Origin of the sequence: Paraburkholderia largidicola (assembly GCF_013426895.1) — a bacterium.
In the GTDB taxonomy this organism is placed as follows: Bacteria; Pseudomonadota; Gammaproteobacteria; order Burkholderiales; family Burkholderiaceae; genus Paraburkholderia; species Paraburkholderia largidicola.
Genome location: NZ_AP023176.1, coordinates 420,104 through 440,989 on the forward strand (window position 1 = coordinate 420,104; position 20,886 = coordinate 440,989).

The following is a 20,886-nucleotide window of genomic DNA, read 5'->3' on the forward strand; positions in this document are numbered from 1 at the left end:
GTGCGCGCCGACATAAAAACGAAGGAGACGTCGATGAGGCAACTCAAGAAGCTGCATGTCCAGGTGCTGATCGCGCTGATTCTCGCCGTGGTCGTTGGGATCTTCGCGCCGGCGACGGCCGTCAAGATGAAGCCGCTTGGCGATGCGTTCATCGGCCTGCTGCGCATGCTGCTCGCGCCCATTGTCTTTTGCACGGTGGTTCATGGTCTGTCCCACGCGCAGGACATGCGGCGGCTGGGACGGCTCGGCGCGAAGACCCTGATCTACTTCGAAGTGGTCAGCACGGTGGGCCTGTTCGTCGGGCTCCTGCTGGTCAACGTGTTCGAGCCGGGCGTCGGGCTGCACGCGACGCATATCGCCAGCACCGCAAAAGTTGCGCAGTTCGCGGAGTCCGCTGCGCATATGACGGTCACCGACTTCCTGCTGGGCCTGGTGCCGACGACGCTGGTCGGTGCGTTCGCGGCGGGCAACATTCTGCAGGTCCTGCTGATTGCGATTCTCGCGGGCATCGCGTTGAACATCGCAGTGGGACGCGAGTCGATTCTGCTGCGCGGCATCGGTGAAGGTCAACGCGTGCTGTTCACGATCCTCGGCTTCATCATGCGGCTCGCACCGCTGGGCGCGTTCGGCGCGATGGCATCGGCGGTGGGCAGCTACGGCGGCGCGACGATTCTGTACCTGATGAAACTGGTGGTGCTGTACTGGGCAGGCTCCGTTGCATTCATCGTGATCGTGCTCGGCGGCATCCTGGCGAGCTGCGGCGTGTCGATCTTCTCGGTGCTCAGAATGATCCGCGAAGAATTGCTGCTCGTGTTCGGCACGGCATCGGGCGAAGTCGCGTTTCCGCGTCTCGTGCAAAAGCTGCAACAGGCAGGTTGCGACGAAATGGTAGTGGGCTTCGTGCTGCCGGCGGGGTACAGCTTCAATCTGGACGGTACGGGGATCTACATGGCGATGTCGGTCGGCTTCATCGCGCAAGCCACCGATACGCCGTTCTCGCTGGCGCAGCAGATCGCGTTGCTCGGTGTGCTGATGCTGACATCGAAAGGCGGCACGACGGTTGCGGGCGGCGCGTTCATCAAGCTCGCCGCGACGATGGAATCGGTGCGTGCATTGCCGCTCAACGGTCTGGGACTGCTGTTCGGTATCGATCGCCTGATGGCCACCTGCACGGCGTTGACGAACATGATCGGCAATACGGTAGCCGTGCTCGCCATTGCGAAGTGGGAAGGCGCTTTCGATGCCGACAGGTTCCGCGCTTACGTCAAGACCCAGAACGACATGAAAGAGATCGACGCACCACGTGAGCCGTCGTCGGCGCCATTGGTCGCGCGTCAGTCTTCAAGCAAGTAACGATGGCGGCAAGCACAGTCCCTCTTCTTTTCAGGCAACAGGAACTCCAGATGAAACGTATCGCCGATCTCGATCCTGCGGGAATGACATCGCAGCAACGCAGCGTCTACGACGCGATCGCCAACGGACCGCGCAAGGGCGTACGCGGGCCGCTCGCCGTGTGGCTGCACCGCCCGGAACTCGCGCAGAACGCTCAGGCGCTTGGACGCTACTGCCGGTATGAAACATCGCTTGAACCGCGTCGATCCGAACTCGCGATCCTGGTCATCGCGCGTATCTGGGGCTCCGAATACGAGTGGTATGCGCACAAGCCGATCGCGCTCGATGCAGGCGTCAGTCCTGCCGTCGTCGAAGCGATTCGCACCAACGCGGTCCCCGTATTGGAACGGGCCGATGAGGCGATCATTCATACCTTCCTGACGGAACTGCATCGCGACCGCAAGGTTTCCGATGAAACCTATCGCGGGGCAGTCGAACTGCTCGGCGAGGCGGGCGTGATCGACCTGACGGGACTGGCGGGGTACTACACGCTCATCTCGATGACGATCAATGTTTTTCAGGTGTCGCCGCCCGACGGCGTGCCCAATGAACTGGGAGCGTGACGATGTCCGCAAAACGCCTTGAAAACAAGGTCGCATTCGTCACGGGTGCGGGTTGTGTCGGCCCGGGCTGGGGCAATGGCCGCGCGGTGTGCGTGCGATTCGCGGAAGAGGGCGCGAAGATTTTCGCGGTGGACCGCGACGTCGAAGCGATGCATGAAACGGTCGAACGCGTTCGGGCCATCGGCGGAGAAATTACTGCCATTGCTTGTGACGTAACGAACAGCGCCGCTGTCGAACATGCGGTTGCCGCCTGTGTCGAGACCCACGGCCGCGTCGATGTGCTCGTCAACAACGTTGGCGGCTCGGCGCATGGCGGTCCCGTCGATCTGGACGAGGACAAATGGGATGCGCAGATCGCGCTCAATCTGAAGAGCGTGTATCTCACGTGCAAGCACGTGCTGCCTGTCATGGAGAAACAGGGCGCGGGAGCAATCGTCAATACGGCATCGACGTCCGGCATCCGGTGGACGGGCGCGGCGCAGGTGGCCTATGCGGCTTCGAAGGCTGGCGTGATCCAGCTATCGAGGGTGGTCGCTGTCGAATATGCGGCCAGAGGCATTCGCGTGAACACGGTCGTCCCTGGGCAGCTTCACACTCCGATGGTCGAAGCGCGGCTCGCTGGCCAGCGCGCAGGCGGCGATGTCGACGCATTGCTCAAGCAACGCGTCGCGCGCATCCCATTGGGTTTCATGGGCGATGGACGTGACACGGCCAATGCCGCGCTGTACCTGGCATCGGATGAAGCGCGTTTCGTGACGGGGACCGAGGTCGTCGTCGACGGCGGTATGACCGTGCGGTGCGGGTGAGGCAGACATGACGAAGACGTTGAAAACATCGGCTCCGCCTCTTGACGAGCCGCGCAGTCCGGCAATGCAGCTACCGCCGGGAAGCTGCGATGCTCACGTTCACATCTTTGGACCTTTTGACCGGTATCCGTTGCCGGACGATCGCAGCTTCACGCCGGCACTGGCGCCCGAGAGCGCATTGCGCCGCTGGCACGAGCGCTTTGGTTTCGAGCGCTGTGTGATCGTGCAGAGTCAGGGGCATGGATATGATCATCAGCCGCTACTCGATGCGCTTCGTTCTGGCGCGGGCCGTTACAAAGGCGTCGCACTCGTGCGTCCCACGGATTCGGACGCGACGCTCGCCCGTTACGACGAGGCGGGTGTGTGCGGTGCACGGTTTCATTTTCTCGCGCATCTGGGTGGCCGTCCGGATCTGAATGCAATTCGCGAGGTGGCAGCGCGTATCAAACCGTTGGGCTGGCACCTCGCGATTCACGTGGCCGGAGACGATATCGCCGAGCATGCCGACTTCATCCGGACACTGGACGTGCCTGTCGTCATCGATCACATGGCGAGGCCCGACATCTCGAGCGGTCCGGACGGCGTGGCGTTGACGGCGTTGCGCCGGTTGATGGATACGGGGCGGGTGTGGGTCAAACTGAGCGGCGCGGACAGGCTCTCTAAAACGGGCGCACCGTTTCACGATGCGTTGCCCATTGCACGAAGCCTCGCGGCGCACGCGCCGGAGCGCGTTATGTGGGGAAGTGACTGGCCTCATGTGAACCTGCACGGACCGATGCCGGACGATGGCGACCTCGTTGACCTTATCTCCAGCATCGTTCCTGACGAGGGCGACAGACGGCTGCTGCTCGTTGATAATCCGGCGCAATTTTTTGGATTTTAGAGGACGGGTGGGCGATGCTGCCCATCTGATGTCGCCGTTCGCGGGCGAGGGCGCCAACCTCGCGATTTTTGATTGAGCCGCACCCGGCCATGCGCTTCGCGACCATCCCCGTGATATAGAGTCCGCGCTGGCGACGTACGAACGGGCGCTCTTTCCCCGGAGTGCTTCCTTCCCTTATCGGACGGCGGAGAATCATCTGCGCTTCTTCGGCGACAACGCCCCTTGGTCATCCGAGCAATCAGTGTCCTGTACCGCGCATAAAACGACATCATTCATTCCCCGAACCAACTACGTCCTCTAAAGAAGCGTGGCTTCAGAAAAGCTGTGAATGCGAGCGTCCCGGTTGCCGATGCATCACATATCACCTATGTTTATAGCGCTAGCGAATACGCTATCTCACCCATGGCGTGACGAGGAATGCGTCGGGCCTTCGCGCTTCACGACTGAAAATCGCGTAGGGAGACATCATGGCTTCGGTAATCATCGATGTAAGCGCATCGATTATCTATAACGATTCGACGAAGGCCGCGGCGAATGCGACCGTAATTCAGAACGCACTGAATAATGTGAGTACGCTCACCTACGTGCAGGTCCAGGTCAATACTCCCGGTGTCTACTATTGCAATCAGGTGGTCATGCCGACCAACACGTCGTTCCTGCTGGGCTATGGCGTCACGCACCGCAAGCCCGCGAGCTACAACCTGTGCATGTTCATCAACAAGGGGGCGCTTCAGAGCACGCCCGTTGGTGACAGTAATATCGGTTTCTTCGGTCAAGGCACGATCGACGGTAACGCTGCGACCCAGACGAGCCTCACACAGCCAGTCAGCGTGATTACGCCCAATACCTTCCTCTATGGAATTCAGGGCGAAATCTCGATGATCAACGTGAAGAACTTCGAGTGCGCGATCGCCAATCCATTTAATACGAACGGCTTCTTCTGCCAGTACATTGGTACTGACGCGTATTTCCACGACATGAATCCGAATGTGGCGCGTGACTTCATACATATCAACGGTCCGTCGAAGCACATTGTCGTGGATCGTTGCAGTGGATTCTCGAATGACGCGTTTATTGCGCTAAATGCGTGGGATTGGCACCGCAGCGGTCCCACGGTCGGCGACATCGTGGACGTACGGATCAACGACTGCGCGTATTACGGCTGTACCGGGCTCGCAGGCCAGACCCGGACTTCGAGTCTCGTCGTGTTTCTTCCGGGCACCCGGACGACGGGTAACGGCACAGGCACCGGCAATGTCAGGAATGTGTCGGTGGACGGCTGGGAGGTCAATATGAGCACCGCGCCCGGAGCGCCGGCGTCGCCGGGGCTCGCGATCACGGGTGACTTCGATCAGGTGAACGGTTCCGAGTATTCCGGCGTCGGTCTGGTCGAAAACGTCAGGATCACGCGTGGGTATTACGCGATGACGAACTCGAACTGCAGCATGATGGTCGTGCAGAAGACCCCGAGCGGGTCTCCTGCCGATGGCCAGAACACGCTGACAGTGCGTAACGTCGTTGTCGAGCAGGTGCACTGCGATGCGTCGGTCGGCACGAGTGGCCATATCGCCGTGTCGATACAGGTGCCATACAACACGTTCAACCTGGACGGCCTGAAGTTCAAGGACTGTGAATGGACCCCGTCGAACCTGTCGTCGAACCAGGCCTTTGTCCAGTTCGGCAATAAGACGGTTGCCCGTCAGGTGGTGATAGATGGGCTCACAATCAATTCGAGCGGTGCGACAGCTGCAACGGCGGCGTGCTTTATCAACCAGTACAGCGCTGGAAATGCGGCGGTGATCGATGACCTCACGCTGGACCGGATCATGACCGCACAGGGTTATCAGATACCGCAATCATGGTTCCTCCTGTCGGGTGGCGTGAACAACTTCCGGTCGCGCGGCAACAACATCGTCGGCCCGAATGGCGGCGCCGATGGTCAAGGAATCTGTCTGGTCGCGAATACGGCGTACATGGGTTACGGCGTGGTCTCCGATGGCTACTTCAACGGCGTCAAGATTGGCATGCAGATCAACACCGCATCGGCTGCCGGCGTGACGCTGGCGTGGCGCGATTGCAAGATTCTGAATCAAACGCACCCGATTTTTATGAATGGTGCGTTCACCGCGAATATCTCGTATGTCGGCGGCATGCTGAGCACAGGTGCGAATCTGGTTCGCAACGTGTCGGGGGCGACGACCTTGTCACTGTTCGGCACGGCGGTCAGTGGCACTGGCGCACAAGCGGTCACGGTCGTCTCGGGGACCGTGCGCATCACGAAGTCGGACCTTGCGGCGATCACCGCGAGCGGCGCGGTGCTGAGCCCGCAGAACAACGATATCGTCAATTTTGCGGGTACCCCTTCTTACGCCGGTGCGGTGGTGCAGGGTGGGGGAACGGGGGCGGGCATGTATATCTATCGCGGCACGGGCGCGGCGGGTTGGGTGAAACTGAACTGAGGCGTGGCGATGAGTTGCGGATCGCGACGTTATCCGACCCGCACGCGCCCGGCACGTTCAATCTAACTATGATTTTCTGCGTCGCGATATGTGGCCGTTGTAAAAAAGTCAAATCTTTGCGCGACACAAATTTGAAAGATATTCGTCAGCCGCTCAGTGTGCGACCATCAGTGCACAGCTTTTGAAACGCAAAACGATGAACCAGGGGGCTCCATGAGTAGCCATATGCTCATTTGGGCGGGCGTGCCGCATAACAGTGATGGCATCGTCTTTCAGGTTCGTGTGGTCCACGGCCTTCAACGCTTCTACATGTCGCGGCGCGTGCTCGAGGATGCGTTCGAACTCGAACCACGCGCATCTGACGCAAGACAACTCGAACTCTTCTACACGTTTCTGACGCACATCCTGGCTCGAGCCGGCAGCAAGCGGCCGATTGCCGGTTCAGACACGGTTGCGCTGCAGTCAACTGACTTCATCCCGTCGGGCAAAAAGGAAAATCGATCGAGTCTTCATGCACTCGCGGGACGCGAGGCATAAATGCCTGCGCAGCAGGTTCGGAATGTGGGATTTGTGGGGCGGCGGCGGTTTCGCGTGACGAACCGGCGATGAATCGAACTCATCCTGACCGTCGATGGCCGCGTAATGGCCAACGTGTGCAGGAACCTTCAATTCTATTCGCTTCGCTACGGACGGCAAGCCTTCCGTTGTTTCAAACCCAACACTTATTGCGTCGCCCGGCAAGTTTGCTCCGGATGTGCAACGATGGTTACGCAACTCGCACCAGTCTCAAGACGCCAGACAACCCAACGGGGAGGGAAGATGAGAGAAAACGCCGAGACACTATTCGTCGCTTCCGAGGACATTGCGACAGCGTTGAACCTGCTGGAGAGCGTGGAGGTTGAGATCGGATTCGATAGCGATGATCCCGAGAGCATCGAAAAGGCGATTCTCGCCGTCGAGGAGGCGATCAATACTCGCCTGAGCGGCCATCGCGGCGATGCACGTATTGAGTCCGCCATCCTTCGCGTCAAATCGGACTTCCGGTGCGCGATCCTGGAGCAAGCCTCGTCCGAAGAGGACGAGGATGGGGCCATCAGCAGCATCCAGACCCTGCATTGAGTTCTCGACACATGTCACCCGATCGCCAATGGGGATCGGGTGAGGCAGATGAACTGATCCGTCAGTGATATCGCGAATGCCGTCGATTTCAATGGATGGATGTCACGGAAGTGAAAAATACGCATGAGAATCTGTCGACGGACTTTCAACAGGCTAGCGTGTCGGCTGCAATTGACTGCAACGCGCTTGTTGCATCAACGCGATGTCGACTTGATCAGCTGGCCGCCCTGCACAGGAGAATGATTTGACCGAGCGCTCGTCTGCATCTCGCACCACTGGATATCCCAGTGATTCGTTCGAAAGATTGTTTATCGACCTGGGCGAACATTCGGCACACAAAGCGCTTCTTCTACTCACGGACGCAATTCATTGCCAGCAGCGCGATATGAATGCGTACGACTGGCTTTCGAGCGCCCTCCCTGGTGCAACCTTGAAACCAGCATTCGCGTTCGGTACCGTTGGCGAACTCTATCGATCCTTTTCGAGGCCGGCGGAGTTTGCGCGTCTGAACGCCCTGCGACGCTCGTAGCTAATCAAGTCGATCCCTGGCTCCGGATGCAGTCGGAGCCAGCGAGAGGGACGGTGTGTGCGCGAACGTCATACGCGCATCGTTCGTCTCGACGTGCTCTCATTCGAGTTGCCTTCGTATGGCTTGTTCTGAGTTGGAGGCTGCGAAAACGCTTAGGACAATAGAATGATTTTGCGAGGCCTGCGGTGAACGCTTCGGAAAGGACGACCATTGAGCTTGAAACCGTTGGTAGCCGTTTGTCGCGGCTCAATGGGTGCCATCGTAACCATTAGCGTCGACATGGCAAGACTGCCGGATGCGTCCCGGGCAGTCTTTCGATCCGGGTCAATTGTCGGCGTAGTCGATGCCGGTTAGCACACCGAGATGTGCAACGGTGGTGAAATGCAACGTTTGCGTCGTATCGATGTCCAGTTCGCGCACGTTGCCGCCCAGATCCGTCACAAAGGCGCGGCGCCCACGTGAGTCCAGTGACACGCCAATTCCCTCTTTCAGTTCGCGGGCGAGCACCTGGCGATCAACCAGCCCAGACGCCGTAATTTTCGCGCGATTCAGTGTATTCCCGTCATGCGTATCGTCGCCTCGATCCGTCCAGTAAAGCATGCTATCGCGGTGATCGATATCGAGATCGATCGGCTCGGGTAGGTCGGCGAGGAGACATTCGATATCAGATCGGCGATCGGGCGTAGCAGCAGGCGGCAACTCGATCCCCGCACGGAAGATGCGGCCCTGTCCGCCATCCGGCGGTCCCTTTTGCGTCCAGTAGACATGCCCGTTAGCCTTGTCCAATACGATGCCTACACAATGGCGGGTCGCGTCGTTCGTATCCTCGGGAAAACTCCCGGTGCGGACGAGCTCCGTCACCTCGGAGCCATCCAGCCGCGCGCGCATGACCCGCATGCCTTCGCGGTCGCACCAGTACAGGTGGCCGCCTTCCTTGTCCAGCACGAGTTCCTTGGGCGTTCCAGCCTTACCGGAAGGCACCAGCACACGATGCCCGCTTCCGTCGAGCCTTGCGCATTCGATCGTGCCGTCGTTCGGGGGAACTGCGCCGGAAGCCGGATCGCCATCGACAAGGTGGATGCCCGTGCCCATGTTGGTCCAGTAGACCATCTGGCTTTCGGCATCGACCTTGATGCCGTCGGGTGTGCGCGTAAGGTTCGCGATGATAACCTCGTGTGAACCGTCCGGTGACAGAGCGATGATCGCGGGTGGACGAGCCTGCAGGACATACAGCGTACCGCCATTCTTCGTAGCCACAGTAGATACCCTCCATGAGGTCGCTATAACCATCGTCGTGCGGGCGGAGTCGATCCGCGGCCCCGCCGCTGCTGAACAGTTTCAGACTACCTCAAATTACGTGACGGTTCCGGGTAGGGTGCGACTGTTCTCAAGCAAGTGGCGAACGGGCGGAGGCGCTCGCGCGAAGAGCAATCAAGAGGCGGGGCGCGGCAAACGTCCTGCGGGCGAACGCCGCGTGCGGAAGAGGAAGGACGACATCTGGCAACGTATCGGCCGTTGCGGACATTCGGCTTGGCCGGGATCTGCGTCAGCAATGGGCAAGATAGCTGACGGTGGCAGCATCGAGTAGCCCGACGTCAGCTTCCCGCATTGGCATTCGGCCTGACATGGTACGCGACTGCGACTAATGACCGTTTGACAGGCATCAGGAGCATTACCAGCTGAAGCGATATCCAGCCTGCCCGAACACGTTGCGCCGGTAGTCGCCGCCGATACTGTGTGCGTACGACACGTTCGCATACGCCGTCGAGTTCTTGCCAAAGCTGCCGGTCACGCCAACGCCGATGTCATACCAGGTTTTGCCCAGTTCGTTCTGCAGCGTCGCACCGCCGACACGGGTCTGTCCCGGCGAGAAGAAGTCATGCAGCACGTTGGCCATCAGATATGGCGTGAGCGTCGAGTTCTTCGCATCGTTGCTCAGGTTGGCCTTGAACAGACGGAAACCAAGTCGTCCGCGCAGTGCGTTGGTTGTATTTGCACCGACTTCCGAAATGCCATCGTTGAAGTGGTTCAGGTGCACGTATTGATAGAGCAGTTGCGCTTGCGGCTCGATTGCAATACCGGACGAACCCAGCGCGAATGGTTTGCCCGCCTCGCCGGAGACACCCGCGCCGAAACCGTTTTGTCGACCGCTGCCGCCGTACACGTCGCCATATTGATTCTGGTAATGCGTCAACTGGCCGACGCCGTCGAAGTACGTGCCGTCCGGCAGATATTTCGTCCAGTAGCCGCCAACCGATTGCGCCTGTGTTTCGACCGTGCCGGTTGCGTCCGTCAACTGTCCAGTGAGACCGCGCGCGCTGTCTGCGAACGATGCGGAGGTCGAGCCGAAGCTCACCGTCGCGCCCGCATGCGTGCTGCCGCCGTTTTCACCGCGCGAGAGCGTCCAGTCCTTGCCGAACTGCGCGAAGAACGTGCGCTCATCGGCGGAGAAGCGGTCGCCCGCGTCGGCATCGAGGTTCTGTCCGCCGATGCGCCCCCATACGCCGTTTTTGCTCGCGGGCTGGTTCGCGGCCTCAACGCTTGCTACATCGCCGACGCGTTCTTGCAGACGGCCGAGCATCGTGAAGCCGTAATCGGTGACGAGCAGCGGGGTCATTGCGTAGCCGGTCACTGCGGGGCGATAGGCAATCGGCGCGGACGTGTTGCCCGTCGTGCCCGAGGGCGAAGTCGTGCCAGCTGCGGTCGATTCGAGTTGCGATCGGAGGTACCAGCTGTTCGCGTCAGCTGTGCCGCCCTGATACAACAGGTATTCATATGCGCCGGCCTGCACCGGACCTGCGAGGTGAAAGCTGTTCGCGCCTGACGTGCCGTTGACCTGCACCAACTGGATCCCGTCGCCGGTGGTCGTCGTCCCGCTGCTTGAACCGTTCACGCGCAGCGCCGTACTGCCGCTGGCATTGCCGACGATCACGAGACGGTCGCCCTGCGTGATAGTGCCGCTCTGGTTGAGCACTGCGTTTAGCACGACCTGGCCGTTCGTTCCGGTGTAGTTGCCGGCAACGTTCAGCACGTTGCCTGTTTGCCCCGAAGCGGCAGCCAGATTGACGACGCCAGCATTGTTCAGATCGCCGCCGATGCGCAGCGTGCCGCTGCCCGACGTCGCGAACGACTGGAGTGCATTCGCCACTGCAAGCGTACCGTGGTTGTTGACCGACGCGGGCACGGAGCCATAACCGCCGAGCGACGCGCCGACGGCGACCGTGGTCAGCCCCGTGCCGATGCTGGCGGACGTATGAGCCGGATCGCCAACAGCAAGCGTGCCGGCCAATACGTTCGTGCCGCCTGCAAAAGTATTCGCGGCGTTCAGAATCGTGGTTCCTGTGCCGACCTGATTCACCGCACCGCTGCCGCTGATCACGTTATCGAACACGAGCGCATCGCTGCGATTAAAAGCGAGCGCGCCGTTATCGGTGATGTCGCCGACGATGCTGCCGCTCGCGCCGCCATTGCCCAACTGCAATGTGCCGCTGGCGATGATCGTGCCGCCGGTGTAACTGTTGTTGCCGGAGAGAATCGTCGTGCCGCTGCCTAGCTGGGTGACGCTGCCGGCTCCGCTAATCGCGCCGTCGAGGGTGAGTGTGCCGGAACGATCGAGCAGTAGCACGCCGTTGTTGACGACATTCCCGACGATGCTGCCGCGGGTGCCGCCATTGCCGATCTGCACGGTGCCCGCGTCGATTATCGTGCCGCCGGTGTAGGTGTTGTCGCCAGCAAGAACCAGCGTACCGGCGCCGTTCTTGGTCAGTGCACCCGCTCCGGAAATCGTGCCGTTCATCGTCAGTGTGGTGCTCCCATCGGTCAGCAGCGTGCCGTTCGCGACCATCGTCACGCCGCGCGCCATGGTGATGTTCGCGGTGTTTTCGAGCGTGCCGCCGTTGAACGTCAGTCCGCCGGAAGCGTCGCCCAGATTGCTGTCACTGGAAATCTGCAGGACGCCGCCGGTCAGCGTCCACGGTGTGACGGCCGAGGTGGTGCCAGTGAGCGTCCATGTGCTCGTGCCGGTCTTTTCGAAGAGACCGAAGCCCTGGTACTGGGCTGCGGAGCCTTTCGCACCGATCTGCGAGACGTCGAAGCTCGAGTTCGTGGCCCCACCAAGTTTGAGGGTGTCCGCAGCACTGAACGCAACGGCATTTCCAGTGAGGTGCGAGGTCGACCAGATCTCCAGCGAATTGACACCACCCGTGAACAGGACCGCGTCGCCGCTGACTGGCGTCCAGCCGGCCCCAGTCCCACCCGTGCCGCCGGCAATCGTCCCGGCGTTGATGACGGTCACGTTACTGCCTGTGATGCCCGCGCCACCAGCGCCGGGTGCAACGGGGACTGCAAAGGCGCGCACTACGCCCCCACCGCCGTTACCGCCCGTGACCGTTCCGCCCGACCCGTTGAAAACGGTGCCACCGGACACGACTTCGATGCCAGCGCCCCCATCTCCGCCTGCCCCGACGAAGGATCTTTCACCATTGCCGCCAGTCAGCGTGCCGCTGTTGGTCACGGTGCCGCTGCCCGTCAACACAACGGCCGCGCCGCCTTCGCCTCCGCCGCCACTAGCGCCGGTGAGCGTCGTACTCCCGGCCCCTCCGGTTACCTTGCCACCCGCATCGATCGTGACGTTGGCCGACGAAAAGATACCTGCGCCACCGCCGCCACCGCCGGCAGCGGTAAGCACCGCACCCATGCCACCCGTTACGACGCCCGTTCCGGTGACGGTTATGTCGGCCGAAGCTTGCACGCCTGCGCCCCCTCCGCCGTTGCCGCCCGCGCTATTCACGTTGGCGACGGCGGCCTGGCCAATCTGTCCGGCACCGCCACTGATGGTGTTCGAGATACTCGCCTGCGAAGTAACAACCATGCCTACCGTGCCAGTCGCGCCCGACGCACCATAGACCGTGACTGTTCCATATAGCCCCGCCGCACCACCTGCCGCACCGTTGCCGGTTGTCAGATCGAGTGCGCCGCCGCCGCCGCTGCCGTAGCTACCGCTGACCGTGCCGATGCCACCATTCTGGCCCGTTGCGCTCGATGAGCTGCCGTCCGCGCCACCCAGGCCACCCACACCAGCGCCAGTCACGCTGAGGCCGTTCCCACCGTCCGCGCTGGCCTGGCTGCTTCCGAGCGCGAGACTCCCGGCAACGGCCAGCATGATCGCCAGGGAAATCCTGCTGCGCGAGAACGGTAAGGCAAAGTTCGCACGCAATGCAGATTCGCGTATATCCGTTCTGCATTTACTACGAATACGGTTGAATGTCAGGGCTGTGCCTTTCAGTCCAACAGAGTCTGGAAGCATTCCGCTTGAGAGGCGACTCGAGCTTTTTTTCATTATGGTTTTATGACGTATCTGATACCACGCATTTCGCGGGCGATTAATTGCACTGAATTCATTAAACACTTACCGGCGGGAAGATATCAGAACCTTTGGTAAGGTTTGCCCCGAAATGGCAACATGCGGCGGCGGCGCAACAGCGCGCCTGAAGCGACTTATTTACTGGCCCAAGGATGGTGTGTTTCTGCTATGCAGCCCTGCTGCAACAAGGGCCGATACTTCCGCCTGCTCAGGGCCCGAGGCTGTTCGGAGGCGCGTCGATAGGCTTGACCAGTGGGGAGCTGGCGCCGGTGGGACGCACACCCTTTCGACGAGAACGAAGCTTTTAACGTTTTTTATGATTGTGAGTATGTGAGTTAAAAGCAGTAGATGAAAATAATCTAAAAATGCTAAATGAATGATTATCTTCGTCGGGCGCGTATCAATAACTGTCGGTTGCACTTTCGATTCGAATGGCAGACAACTCTCACGAGTTGTGAGCACGTGGCAACGTCGACTGAATAATCACACTGGTACATAGTCGCGTCACGCCCGAACGTGAAATCGAGGGGAGAAGAATGTCTCGCCGCAGCACTAGCTTGCGCCAACGCACTAGTTATTGCTCGTCAACTCGACAACGAAGTCAAGAAAAGCTCTCGTCTTTGCCGGCACGTGATGCCGTGATGGATAGTAGGCGTACATCGGATACCGCTCGTCCGCCCAATCGGGAAAGAGATTGATCAATCGGCCTTCAGCAATCAGATGCCTGAGGCGGAGCGCGAGATCTCGGACAGCATCCCGCTGGTGGCTGACATGGTGGAGCGCAACGCAGGCAAGCCGGGTCTTCGCTTTACCGATCGCCACGGCCAGATCTTCCCCTGGTAGTTCTTTTATATCGAGCTGCCCGCGCAGGGCCTGTTGTGAAGTGGCAGCCTTCTGATTCACGCCACTCGAAGCCCCGCGGCCATGCAGATGTCAGCTCAGGTCACGGTCCGGCCCGCCTGGCCGGCGCGTGCAGCGTCCAGAAAGCGCGCCCGCGCGGGCTTGAGAACCAGCAATGCGAGCAGCGCTGTGGCGATGTCCAGCACGATCGCGGTTGAAAACACGGGAATCCAGCTGCCGGTGTGCTGATGGAGCAGCGCGGCGAGCGGGCCACCGAAGATCGAGCCAATACCGAACGAGATGTACAGCCAGCCATAGTTGGCCGTCGCGTAGCGCGTACCGAAGGTGTCGGTCAAGGTCGATGGAAACAGCGAGAAGATCTCGCCCCATCCGAAGAACACCAGGCCCGACAGCAACACGAACAACGTCGCGTTGTCCCGCGTGAGCAGCCACAACGCCATCGCAATGCCTTCGAGTGCAAAGGCGAAGCCCATCGTCTGCTCGCGGCCGAATCGGTCCGATACCCAACCGAACAGCGGTCGCGTGAGCCCGTTGGTGAAGCGGTCGATGGTAAGCGCGAGCGGCAGCGCCGCCAGGCCGAACACGAGCACCTTGCTCACGCCGAAGTCTGCGGCAAACGACGCCATCTGCGACGTCACCATCAGGCCTGACGTTGCCATCATCGTCATCATCGCGAACATCAGCCAGAAGAGCGGCGCGCGGAGCATCTGGGCGGGACGCCAGTCGCGCACCGTGTCGCCCTGGGCGTGCTCCTGCAACGCGCTCGCCGGCTCTTCGACGGGCACCCGCAGGCCTTGCGACGCGGCGAAGCCGACCACGGCGAAGATCAGCCCATAAAGCGCAAGCGTGCCGTCGATGCCACGCGCGGCCAGCGACGCCGAAACGGGAAACGTCGTCACGATTGCGCCCATCCCATAACCCGCCGCCGCCACCCCTGCCGCAAACCCACGTCGATGCGGGAACCACCGTACCATCAGCCCGACCACGCCTACATAGACGATGCCCGTCCCGAGCCCGCCCACGCCGCCATAGGTGATGTAGAGCGCAAGCGTGCTGTCCGCGTGCGCGGCCAACATCCAGCTCGCGCCGGCCAGCAGTGTTCCGATCGAGATCAGCAAGCGAGGGCCGAAGCGGTCGATCAACGCACCCTGGAACGGTGAGCAGAACGCCTGCAGCAGCACCAGAATCGAGAAGGTCACCTGCAACTCCGGCAGCGCTATGTCCAGCTTGGTCATCAACGGCTTGGTCATCAGCGTCCAGACGTACTGCGGACTCGAAATCGACATCATGCACACGAGGCCGAGCGCAAGCTGCGTCCAGCGGCGGCGCGCCGACGCGCGCATCGGCAGCACTGCGGCTGCGTTGAGGGTGTTCATACGTCTTTTCTCCGGATCAGAGTGAAGCACTCGCGCACGCCCCGTGACGGCCGGAGGGACCGCCGCACCGCATGCGAATTAGTAAGGAGTACGATTGAATGTCGCGCGCTCTACCAGCTCGCGACGGCGCCATCGCTGCGCGGATCGCTGCCCCCTTCGAGGCCGCCATGTGCGTGACGCACGATCGCGCCCGCGTGGCCCATTGCTTCGTCATAAGCGCCCAGCGCTTCGACTTCGTGACCGAACGCACGCAGCGTGTCGAATGTCGCGGCGGGAAAGCGCGATTCGAGCTTGAGCGTGTCGGTGGCGGCGCCCCACGTGCGCCCGAGAAGCCAACGCGGCGCATCGATGGCGGCCTGCGGGTTCCAGCCGAACTGCGCGATGCGCGAGAACACGGCGCTCTGCGATTGCGGTTGACCGTCGCCTCCCATGTTTCCGTAGACCATCACACGGCCGTCGTCGAAACGCGCGAGCGCGGGATTGAGCGTGTGGAACGGACGACGCAGCGGCGTCAGCGGATTGCGTGCACGTGCATCGAGCGAGAAACTGCAGCCACGGTTTTGCCAGGTGATGCCTGAGGCCGGTAGCACCACGCCGCTGCCGAACTCGTGATAGATGCTCTGGATAAAGCTCACAGCGAGGCCGTTGCCGTCGACCACGCCCATCCACACCGTGTCGGCGGGGCCGAGGCCGTTGCCCCAAGGCGCAGCGGCGCCGGGCGTGACGCGCGCGGCGAGTTCGTCGAGCGCGGCGGGCGTGAGAAACGCCTGCGGATCGACGTTCATGTAGTCGGGATCGGTAATGTGACGGTCGCGCACGGCGAACGCGAGCTTGGTCGCCTCGACGCACGCGTGCACATATTCGCCGCCGAGCGGGTCCATGCCACGCTCGAGAAGCCGGTCGAGCAGGCCAACGATCATCAGCGAGACAAGCCCCTGAGTCGGCGGCGGCATGTTGTAGACGGTGCCCAGGGAATGCGCGAGCGCGAGCGGCGTGCGCAAGCGCGCTTGGTGGCGGGCGAGGTCGCTGGCAGCGACGGGACTGCCGAGTGCCTGCAGGTCGGCTGCGATGGAGGCGGCGAGATCGCCTTCGTAGAAGTCGCGCAGGCCGGCGCGCGCGAGCTGTTCGAGCGTGGCCGCCAGACGCGGTTGTTTGAAGAGCGTGCCCGTTAGCGGCGTCTCGCGCGTGACGACGTCGAGGAAGGTCTCCGTGAATCCGGGCACGTGTTCGAGTTCACCGCGCTTTTGCGACGTGCACAGCGACTGACTGCGCGTCACTGGCATGCCGTGGCGCGCATAGTGGATGGCGTCGTCGAGCAGGCGCGCAAGCGGCAGACGACCGCCGCCCTGGTCGAGCGACCATTGATACGCGCGCTCCCATCCTGAGACCGTACCTGCAACCGTGTTAGCGGCCAGCGCGCCGCGAGACGGAATCGCGTCGAGGCCGCGCTCACGATAGGCTTCGATCGACGCCGCGGCGGCCGCCGCGCCGCATGCCTCGATGGCGACTGGCGTGTGACCCGGCATAGAAATCAGCCAGAAGCCATCGCCGCCGATGCTGTTCATATGGGGATAGACAACTGCGATGGTCGCGGCGGCGGAGATCATCGCCTCAACGGCATTGCCGCCTTCGCGCAGCACGGCGAGCGCGCTTTGCGATGCGAGCCCGTGGGGCGCAACGGCCATGCCACGTACGCCACGAATAGGGTTCAGGTTTGTCGACAACATCAGACTCGCTGCGTATGTGCGCTTCCGTGGTGCTGAAGCGCGCGGGTTGCTTGTATACGTGCTTGTCGACAAAAGCTAGAATCGTGCCAGATATTTCTGGACGAGCTCACGTGCAGGGCGCGAGCCATACGCGGCGGCGCCTTGCAGCAGACGCGGAATGAAGAAGGTGAGGGGGTGACTGGGGTGCAATGCGGCACGGCTACGCGCCCGCGGTACTGCGGCGGTGCCGCCGTGACCTTATTTAGTGCGCGCGCTCTGAAGGCGGTGCAGTGTGAGCTTGCGCACTTCGGCCTGGCTGCCGCGAATATGCTGCTCGATGCGGGCAAGTGCCGTGGCGGCGTCGCCGGTGCGGATGGCGTCGAGAATCGCGCCATGTTCCTGATAGGTCTCGTCGAGACAATCGCCGTGTACGAGATCAAGCCAGCGCACCACGCGGATGCGGCCCGTCACGCGTTCTAGCGCCGCCGCGAGCTCGTCGTTGCCGGTCGCCGCGACGAGAGCATAGTGAAACGCCTCGTCCAGTTCCGCAACCTTGCGGCCGTCGCGTTCGCGCGCGGCGGCAGGCACTTTCCAGATCTCGCCAAGTTCGTCGAGCAGACGGCGCACGGCCTCGCCGAGCGGCGCCACGCAAAGCTTGCGGACCGCAAATGTTTCGATCAGCTCGCGCATTTCGTAGAGATCGTCGAAGCGCTTGAAGTCGATCGGCACGACTTCCCAGCCACCCCGTACGTAGCCTTGCATCAGTCCATCGCTTTGCAGGCGCTGCAGCGCTTCACGCGCGGGCGTGCGCGACACGCCGAAGCGTTCCGCGACCGTGCCCTCGGTGAGCCGTTCGCCGGGAAGCAGGCGCAGTTCGAATATGTCGTCGCGCAGCTGAAGGTACACGGCGTCCGCGCGCGACAGGCCGCGAACGGCGCCGGCGGGCGCAGCACTCGCCGGTAGGCGACTAGCGAATCGGGAAGTGTTGAGGTCGTTCATGGTGGGTGAGAATACCAACAATCAACCCGGCAGCGAAGTGCTACCCCTCCCGGAGCGCGCTTCAATCCATGCAGAAAGCGTTCCTTTTCGAGTTCAGCCATCGCCAGTGAGATCTCCCTCTGCAAGCGATGAGCAGAACGTTTCGATAGCGCGACATGCATCCGCTAACGCCACTTCGAAAGCGCGGCGTATCGCGAGTGTGACGCATGAAATGGGATTGGCTTCACACGTCGGTAGTCGCATCGTCTTCATGGATGTCGTCGGGCGCATTCTCGAGGACTGTACGCGCGACGAGTTATTTGGCAACCGACGACCCGGCAGCCGCGAACAAAGGATTTTCTGAGCAAGATCATTCAGCACTAGCCGCGGAGAACTCGCACGGGTAGAGCCAGATTTCGCGTGAGACAGTCGGCACTTTCGCCAACTTGCAAGGACAGGATCGTTACCTGAGTGACGACCGGATCACCTGCAACTCGAGCGCGGCGGCGTTTCGCACTGCCCGCTCAACATGCCGTCTGGTCGCCAAGGGCAATTTTATGAACGTTCGCTGCATAAACCCATTCGCGGGCCTGGCGCTCGATGAGATCCATGAAAGCAGGCGGGCCGCTGCAGTAAATCTGCGTGTTGGCATGAGTGGGACTCATTGCGTGGGAACTCTTCTGCGCGAATAGATCATCGGACAGGCCGAAATGGTGATAGACCATACCGTGACTTCGAAGCGCGTCGAGTTCTTCTCGAAGCACTGCGCGGTCGGCCGATCGGGCGAAGTTGTGCACCTCGAATTTTTGGCCCGCCGAGGCAAGCCGCTTCGCGATGCCTGCGATCGATGCTGCGCCTATTCCGCCAGCAAACAGGATAGATCGCGCACGATCGTCCAAAATTGTTGGTGGGCTTTTGGGAGAGCCGACATACACTTCGTCTCGCTCATTCAGTGGAAACTGGGATAGGAGACTGTCCGTTCTTCCATCACCATTTTGTCTCGTGCCAACCACGTAACCATCTGACAGGGACGAAACACCGAGTAAGGGAAACGTTCTTTCCTTGTCGCCAGTGCTATTCAGGCAGAGTGTGACACACGATCCATCGATAAACGGCGGAAGCGGCGACCTTGACGTCGTTCGAAGTTCAACGGCATGGTACCCGTTGGCAATTTGCCATTTCCGGCTAACGGTGACGGGAAACAGGTTGTTGCGCATATCTCCTCCAATAGGACGTGCATCACAAATGGCACTCTAGCCGATACCTTGTCGGAGATGGAAAAGAGAGGCGGGTGGTAACGAAGCAAAATTGATAATCGGGCAGCGAAACCTATGGGGTTAAAGGCTTTGAGCGATTAGTGCAGGGCTGGTATTTTCAGAGCGTACTTTCTGTTTATGCTGCTGCTTCAAAGCGGTACATGCACGATCGCCAAGGATCAAATCTGCTCAATGCACTTGTAGCCGGGTGTGTTGCACAAACCTCGTCGCATCGGGGGGTGCCCGCCGACGGGCCACCCCTTTGCGCATTCCAGCAGGAACCTTTTGTTCCGCGGACTTCTATCCACCCGCGGCTTCAACCATTTCACCAAGCAACGGGTAGTCGTTATAGCCCGCTTCGTCGTCCGTATAGATCGTTTCCGGGTTGATGGCATTCAGCGCTGCGCCGCGTCGGAATCGTTCCACCAGATCGGGATTGGCGACAAAGGGACGTCCAAATGCCGCAGCGTCGCCTTCTCCGCGTTGAATAGCCTGCTCCGCGCTTTCCTTCGTTAGCCCTTCATTGAGAATATATGCGCCGTTGAACACGCGCCGCACGTCACGCCCGATGCGCTGATCGCCACGATCCAGCGACTCGCGCGCAAAGATGAACGCGATGTGGCGTGCATTCAGTTGCTCGGCGACATAGCGGAACAACGCGCGCGGATTCGAGTCGCGCATCGAATACGAGCTCGACATGAGGTTCAGATGCACACCGACCCGATTGGCGGGCCACACGGTGAGCAGTGCGTCGACGGCCTCGAGAAGGAAGCGGGCGCGGTTTTCAATCGAGCCGCCATAGCGATCCGTCCGTTCGTTCGAGCCGTCATGAAGGAACTGATCAAAGAGATAGCCATTGGCCGCGTGCAACTCGACGCCATCGAAACCGGCACGCTTCGCGTTCTCTGCGCCACGCCGGAAATCTTCGACGATGCCTGGAATCTCATCCGTCTCCAACGCGCGCGGCACCGAGTAGGCGCGCATTGGACGAATTCGCGTCACGTGGCCTTCGGGTGCTATTGCGCTTGGAGCGACGGGCGCTTGCCCGTTATGGTAGACCGGGTCGGAGACGCGACCGACGTGCCACAGTTGCGACACAATCACGCCGCCTTCGGCGTGAACCGCCGAGGTGACTTTCTTCCATCCTTCGACCTGCTTCTCGCTCCAGATGCCCGGTGTGTTCGGATAGCCAACGCCCTGCTGTGTCACAGACGTGGCTTCAGTGATGATCAGCCCAGCGCTCGCGCGCAGCGCGTAATGCTGCGCGTTGAGTGTGCCCGGTGCGCGGTCGTCGAATGCCCGCATGCGGGTAAGCGGCGCCATGATGATGCGATTCGGCAGTTTCAGTGCGCCGATCTGGATCGGATCGAAGAGTGTGGACATTGCGTGAGCCTCGTCTGGATATTCAATGAGAGGTGGTAATGCGCGGTTGGCCGGCAACTGTCATCACATATCCGCGTATTACGATGCACCATGATGTAACTAATGTTGTTACATCGTAGTCAAGTCGAATCGTACCGACAAGATTCAAATTTCGCAATAGACCGATGTTCCTTTGTATGTGGGCGGGGCTCATCGCAGAGTTTGTTCGGGATC

At 61.0% G+C, this 20,886-nt stretch carries 15 protein-coding genes and 1 pseudogene; 8 read left to right on the forward strand and 8 right to left on the reverse strand.

Annotation, left to right across the window (positions count from 1 at the left end; all coding sequences use genetic code 11):
- Nucleotides 1-33: 33 nt before the first annotated feature.
- The 8 genes from PPGU16_RS30600 to PPGU16_RS30635 all read left to right on the forward strand — a co-directional run bounded on the left by PPGU16_RS30600 (nt 34) and on the right by PPGU16_RS30635 (nt 7,222).
- Nucleotides 34-1,353, forward strand: a complete 1,320-nt coding sequence (locus PPGU16_RS30600; protein ID WP_180726473.1) for a cation:dicarboxylate symporter family transporter — start codon at nt 34-36, stop codon at nt 1,351-1,353.
- A 50-nt stretch (nt 1,354-1,403) separates the two neighbouring features.
- Nucleotides 1,404-1,955, forward strand: a complete 552-nt coding sequence (locus tag PPGU16_RS30605; protein ID WP_180726474.1) for a carboxymuconolactone decarboxylase family protein — start codon at nt 1,404-1,406, stop codon at nt 1,953-1,955.
- Nucleotides 1,956-1,957: 2 nt separating this feature from the next.
- The gene (locus PPGU16_RS30610) at nt 1,958-2,761 is read left to right on the forward strand and encodes an SDR family NAD(P)-dependent oxidoreductase (protein WP_180726475.1); all 804 of its coding nucleotides are present in this window, start codon (nt 1,958-1,960) and stop codon (nt 2,759-2,761) included.
- 64 nt (nt 2,762-2,825) lie between these two features.
- Nucleotides 2,826-3,644 (forward strand): amidohydrolase family protein, encoded by an 819-nt coding sequence (locus PPGU16_RS30615; RefSeq protein ID WP_243460732.1) that lies wholly within the window; start codon nt 2,826-2,828, stop codon nt 3,642-3,644.
- Nucleotides 3,645-3,672: 28 nt separating this feature from the next.
- Nucleotides 3,673-3,720 (forward strand): hypothetical protein, encoded by a 48-nt coding sequence (locus PPGU16_RS43430; protein ID WP_434064455.1) that lies wholly within the window; start codon nt 3,673-3,675, stop codon nt 3,718-3,720.
- A gap of 391 nt (nt 3,721-4,111) precedes the next feature.
- On the forward strand, nt 4,112-6,103 hold the full coding sequence (locus PPGU16_RS30625; protein WP_180726477.1) for a hypothetical protein: 1,992 nt from the start codon (nt 4,112-4,114) through the stop codon (nt 6,101-6,103).
- A 213-nt stretch (nt 6,104-6,316) separates the two neighbouring features.
- Nucleotides 6,317-6,640 (forward strand): hypothetical protein, encoded by a 324-nt coding sequence (locus tag PPGU16_RS30630; RefSeq protein WP_180726478.1) that lies wholly within the window; start codon nt 6,317-6,319, stop codon nt 6,638-6,640.
- Between the two features lie 282 nt (nt 6,641-6,922).
- Nucleotides 6,923-7,222 carry a YuaX family protein gene (locus PPGU16_RS30635; RefSeq protein ID WP_180726479.1) on the forward strand — a complete coding sequence of 100 codons (300 nt, stop codon included), beginning with the start codon at nt 6,923-6,925 and terminating at the stop codon, nt 7,220-7,222.
- A gap of 853 nt (nt 7,223-8,075) precedes the next feature.
- Here the strand turns inward: PPGU16_RS30635 and PPGU16_RS30640 are convergent.
- The 8 genes and pseudogenes from PPGU16_RS30640 to PPGU16_RS30675 form a co-directional block, all read right to left on the reverse strand.
- Nucleotides 8,076-9,008: an SMP-30/gluconolactonase/LRE family protein gene (locus PPGU16_RS30640; protein WP_180726480.1), complete on the reverse strand. Its 933-nt coding sequence runs from the start codon at nt 9,006-9,008 to the stop codon at nt 8,076-8,078.
- Nucleotides 9,009-9,423: 415 nt separating this feature from the next.
- A complete protein-coding gene (locus PPGU16_RS30645) occupies nt 9,424-12,912 on the reverse strand; it encodes an autotransporter outer membrane beta-barrel domain-containing protein (protein ID WP_180726481.1) in 3,489 nt (1,162 codons plus the stop codon).
- Nucleotides 12,913-13,683: 771 nt separating this feature from the next.
- Nucleotides 13,684-13,839: pseudogene (locus PPGU16_RS30650) on the reverse strand (LysR family transcriptional regulator); the annotation flags it as partial.
- Between the two features lie 212 nt (nt 13,840-14,051).
- Nucleotides 14,052-15,350, reverse strand: a complete 1,299-nt coding sequence (gene oxlT / locus PPGU16_RS30655; RefSeq protein ID WP_180726482.1) for an oxalate/formate MFS antiporter — start codon at nt 15,348-15,350, stop codon at nt 14,052-14,054.
- 110 nt (nt 15,351-15,460) lie between these two features.
- The gene (locus PPGU16_RS30660; RefSeq protein WP_180726483.1) at nt 15,461-17,077 is read right to left on the reverse strand and encodes a gamma-glutamyltransferase family protein; all 1,617 of its coding nucleotides are present in this window, start codon (nt 17,075-17,077) and stop codon (nt 15,461-15,463) included.
- Nucleotides 17,078-17,314: 237 nt separating this feature from the next.
- The gene (locus tag PPGU16_RS30665; RefSeq protein WP_180726484.1) at nt 17,315-18,055 is read right to left on the reverse strand and encodes a GntR family transcriptional regulator; all 741 of its coding nucleotides are present in this window, start codon (nt 18,053-18,055) and stop codon (nt 17,315-17,317) included.
- Between the two features lie 503 nt (nt 18,056-18,558).
- Nucleotides 18,559-19,251, reverse strand: a complete 693-nt coding sequence (locus PPGU16_RS30670; RefSeq protein WP_180726485.1) for a ferredoxin reductase domain-containing protein — start codon at nt 19,249-19,251, stop codon at nt 18,559-18,561.
- 339 nt (nt 19,252-19,590) lie between these two features.
- Nucleotides 19,591-20,673, reverse strand: a complete 1,083-nt coding sequence (locus tag PPGU16_RS30675) for an alkene reductase (RefSeq protein WP_180726486.1) — start codon at nt 20,671-20,673, stop codon at nt 19,591-19,593.
- Nucleotides 20,674-20,886 lie beyond the last annotated feature (213 nt).

Bases quoted from the DNA above. Each gene is read 5' to 3' on its own strand.
- PPGU16_RS30600 (WP_180726473.1), top strand. From the start codon at position 34: ATGAGGCAACTCAAGAAGCTGCATGTCCAGGTGCTGATCGCGCTGATT.
- PPGU16_RS30605 (WP_180726474.1), top strand. From the start codon at position 1,404: ATGAAACGTATCGCCGATCTCGATCCTGCGGGAATGACATCGCAGCAA.
- PPGU16_RS30610 (WP_180726475.1), top strand. From the start codon at position 1,958: ATGTCCGCAAAACGCCTTGAAAACAAGGTCGCATTCGTCACGGGTGCG.
- PPGU16_RS30615 (WP_243460732.1), top strand. From the start codon at position 2,826: ATGCAGCTACCGCCGGGAAGCTGCGATGCTCACGTTCACATCTTTGGA.
- PPGU16_RS30625 (WP_180726477.1), top strand. From the start codon at position 4,112: ATGGCTTCGGTAATCATCGATGTAAGCGCATCGATTATCTATAACGAT.
- PPGU16_RS30630 (WP_180726478.1), top strand. From the start codon at position 6,317: ATGAGTAGCCATATGCTCATTTGGGCGGGCGTGCCGCATAACAGTGAT.
- PPGU16_RS30635 (WP_180726479.1), top strand. From the start codon at position 6,923: ATGAGAGAAAACGCCGAGACACTATTCGTCGCTTCCGAGGACATTGCG.
- PPGU16_RS30645 (WP_180726481.1), bottom strand. From the start codon at position 12,912: ATGCTGGCCGTTGCCGGGAGTCTCGCGCTCGGAAGCAGCCAGGCCAGC.
- oxlT (WP_180726482.1), bottom strand. From the start codon at position 15,350: ATGAACACCCTCAACGCAGCCGCAGTGCTGCCGATGCGCGCGTCGGCG.
- PPGU16_RS30660 (WP_180726483.1), bottom strand. From the start codon at position 17,077: ATGTTGTCGACAAACCTGAACCCTATTCGTGGCGTACGTGGCATGGCC.
- PPGU16_RS30665 (WP_180726484.1), bottom strand. From the start codon at position 18,055: ATGAACGACCTCAACACTTCCCGATTCGCTAGTCGCCTACCGGCGAGT.
- PPGU16_RS30670 (WP_180726485.1), bottom strand. From the start codon at position 19,251: ATGCGCAACAACCTGTTTCCCGTCACCGTTAGCCGGAAATGGCAAATT.
- PPGU16_RS30675 (WP_180726486.1), bottom strand. From the start codon at position 20,673: ATGTCCACACTCTTCGATCCGATCCAGATCGGCGCACTGAAACTGCCG.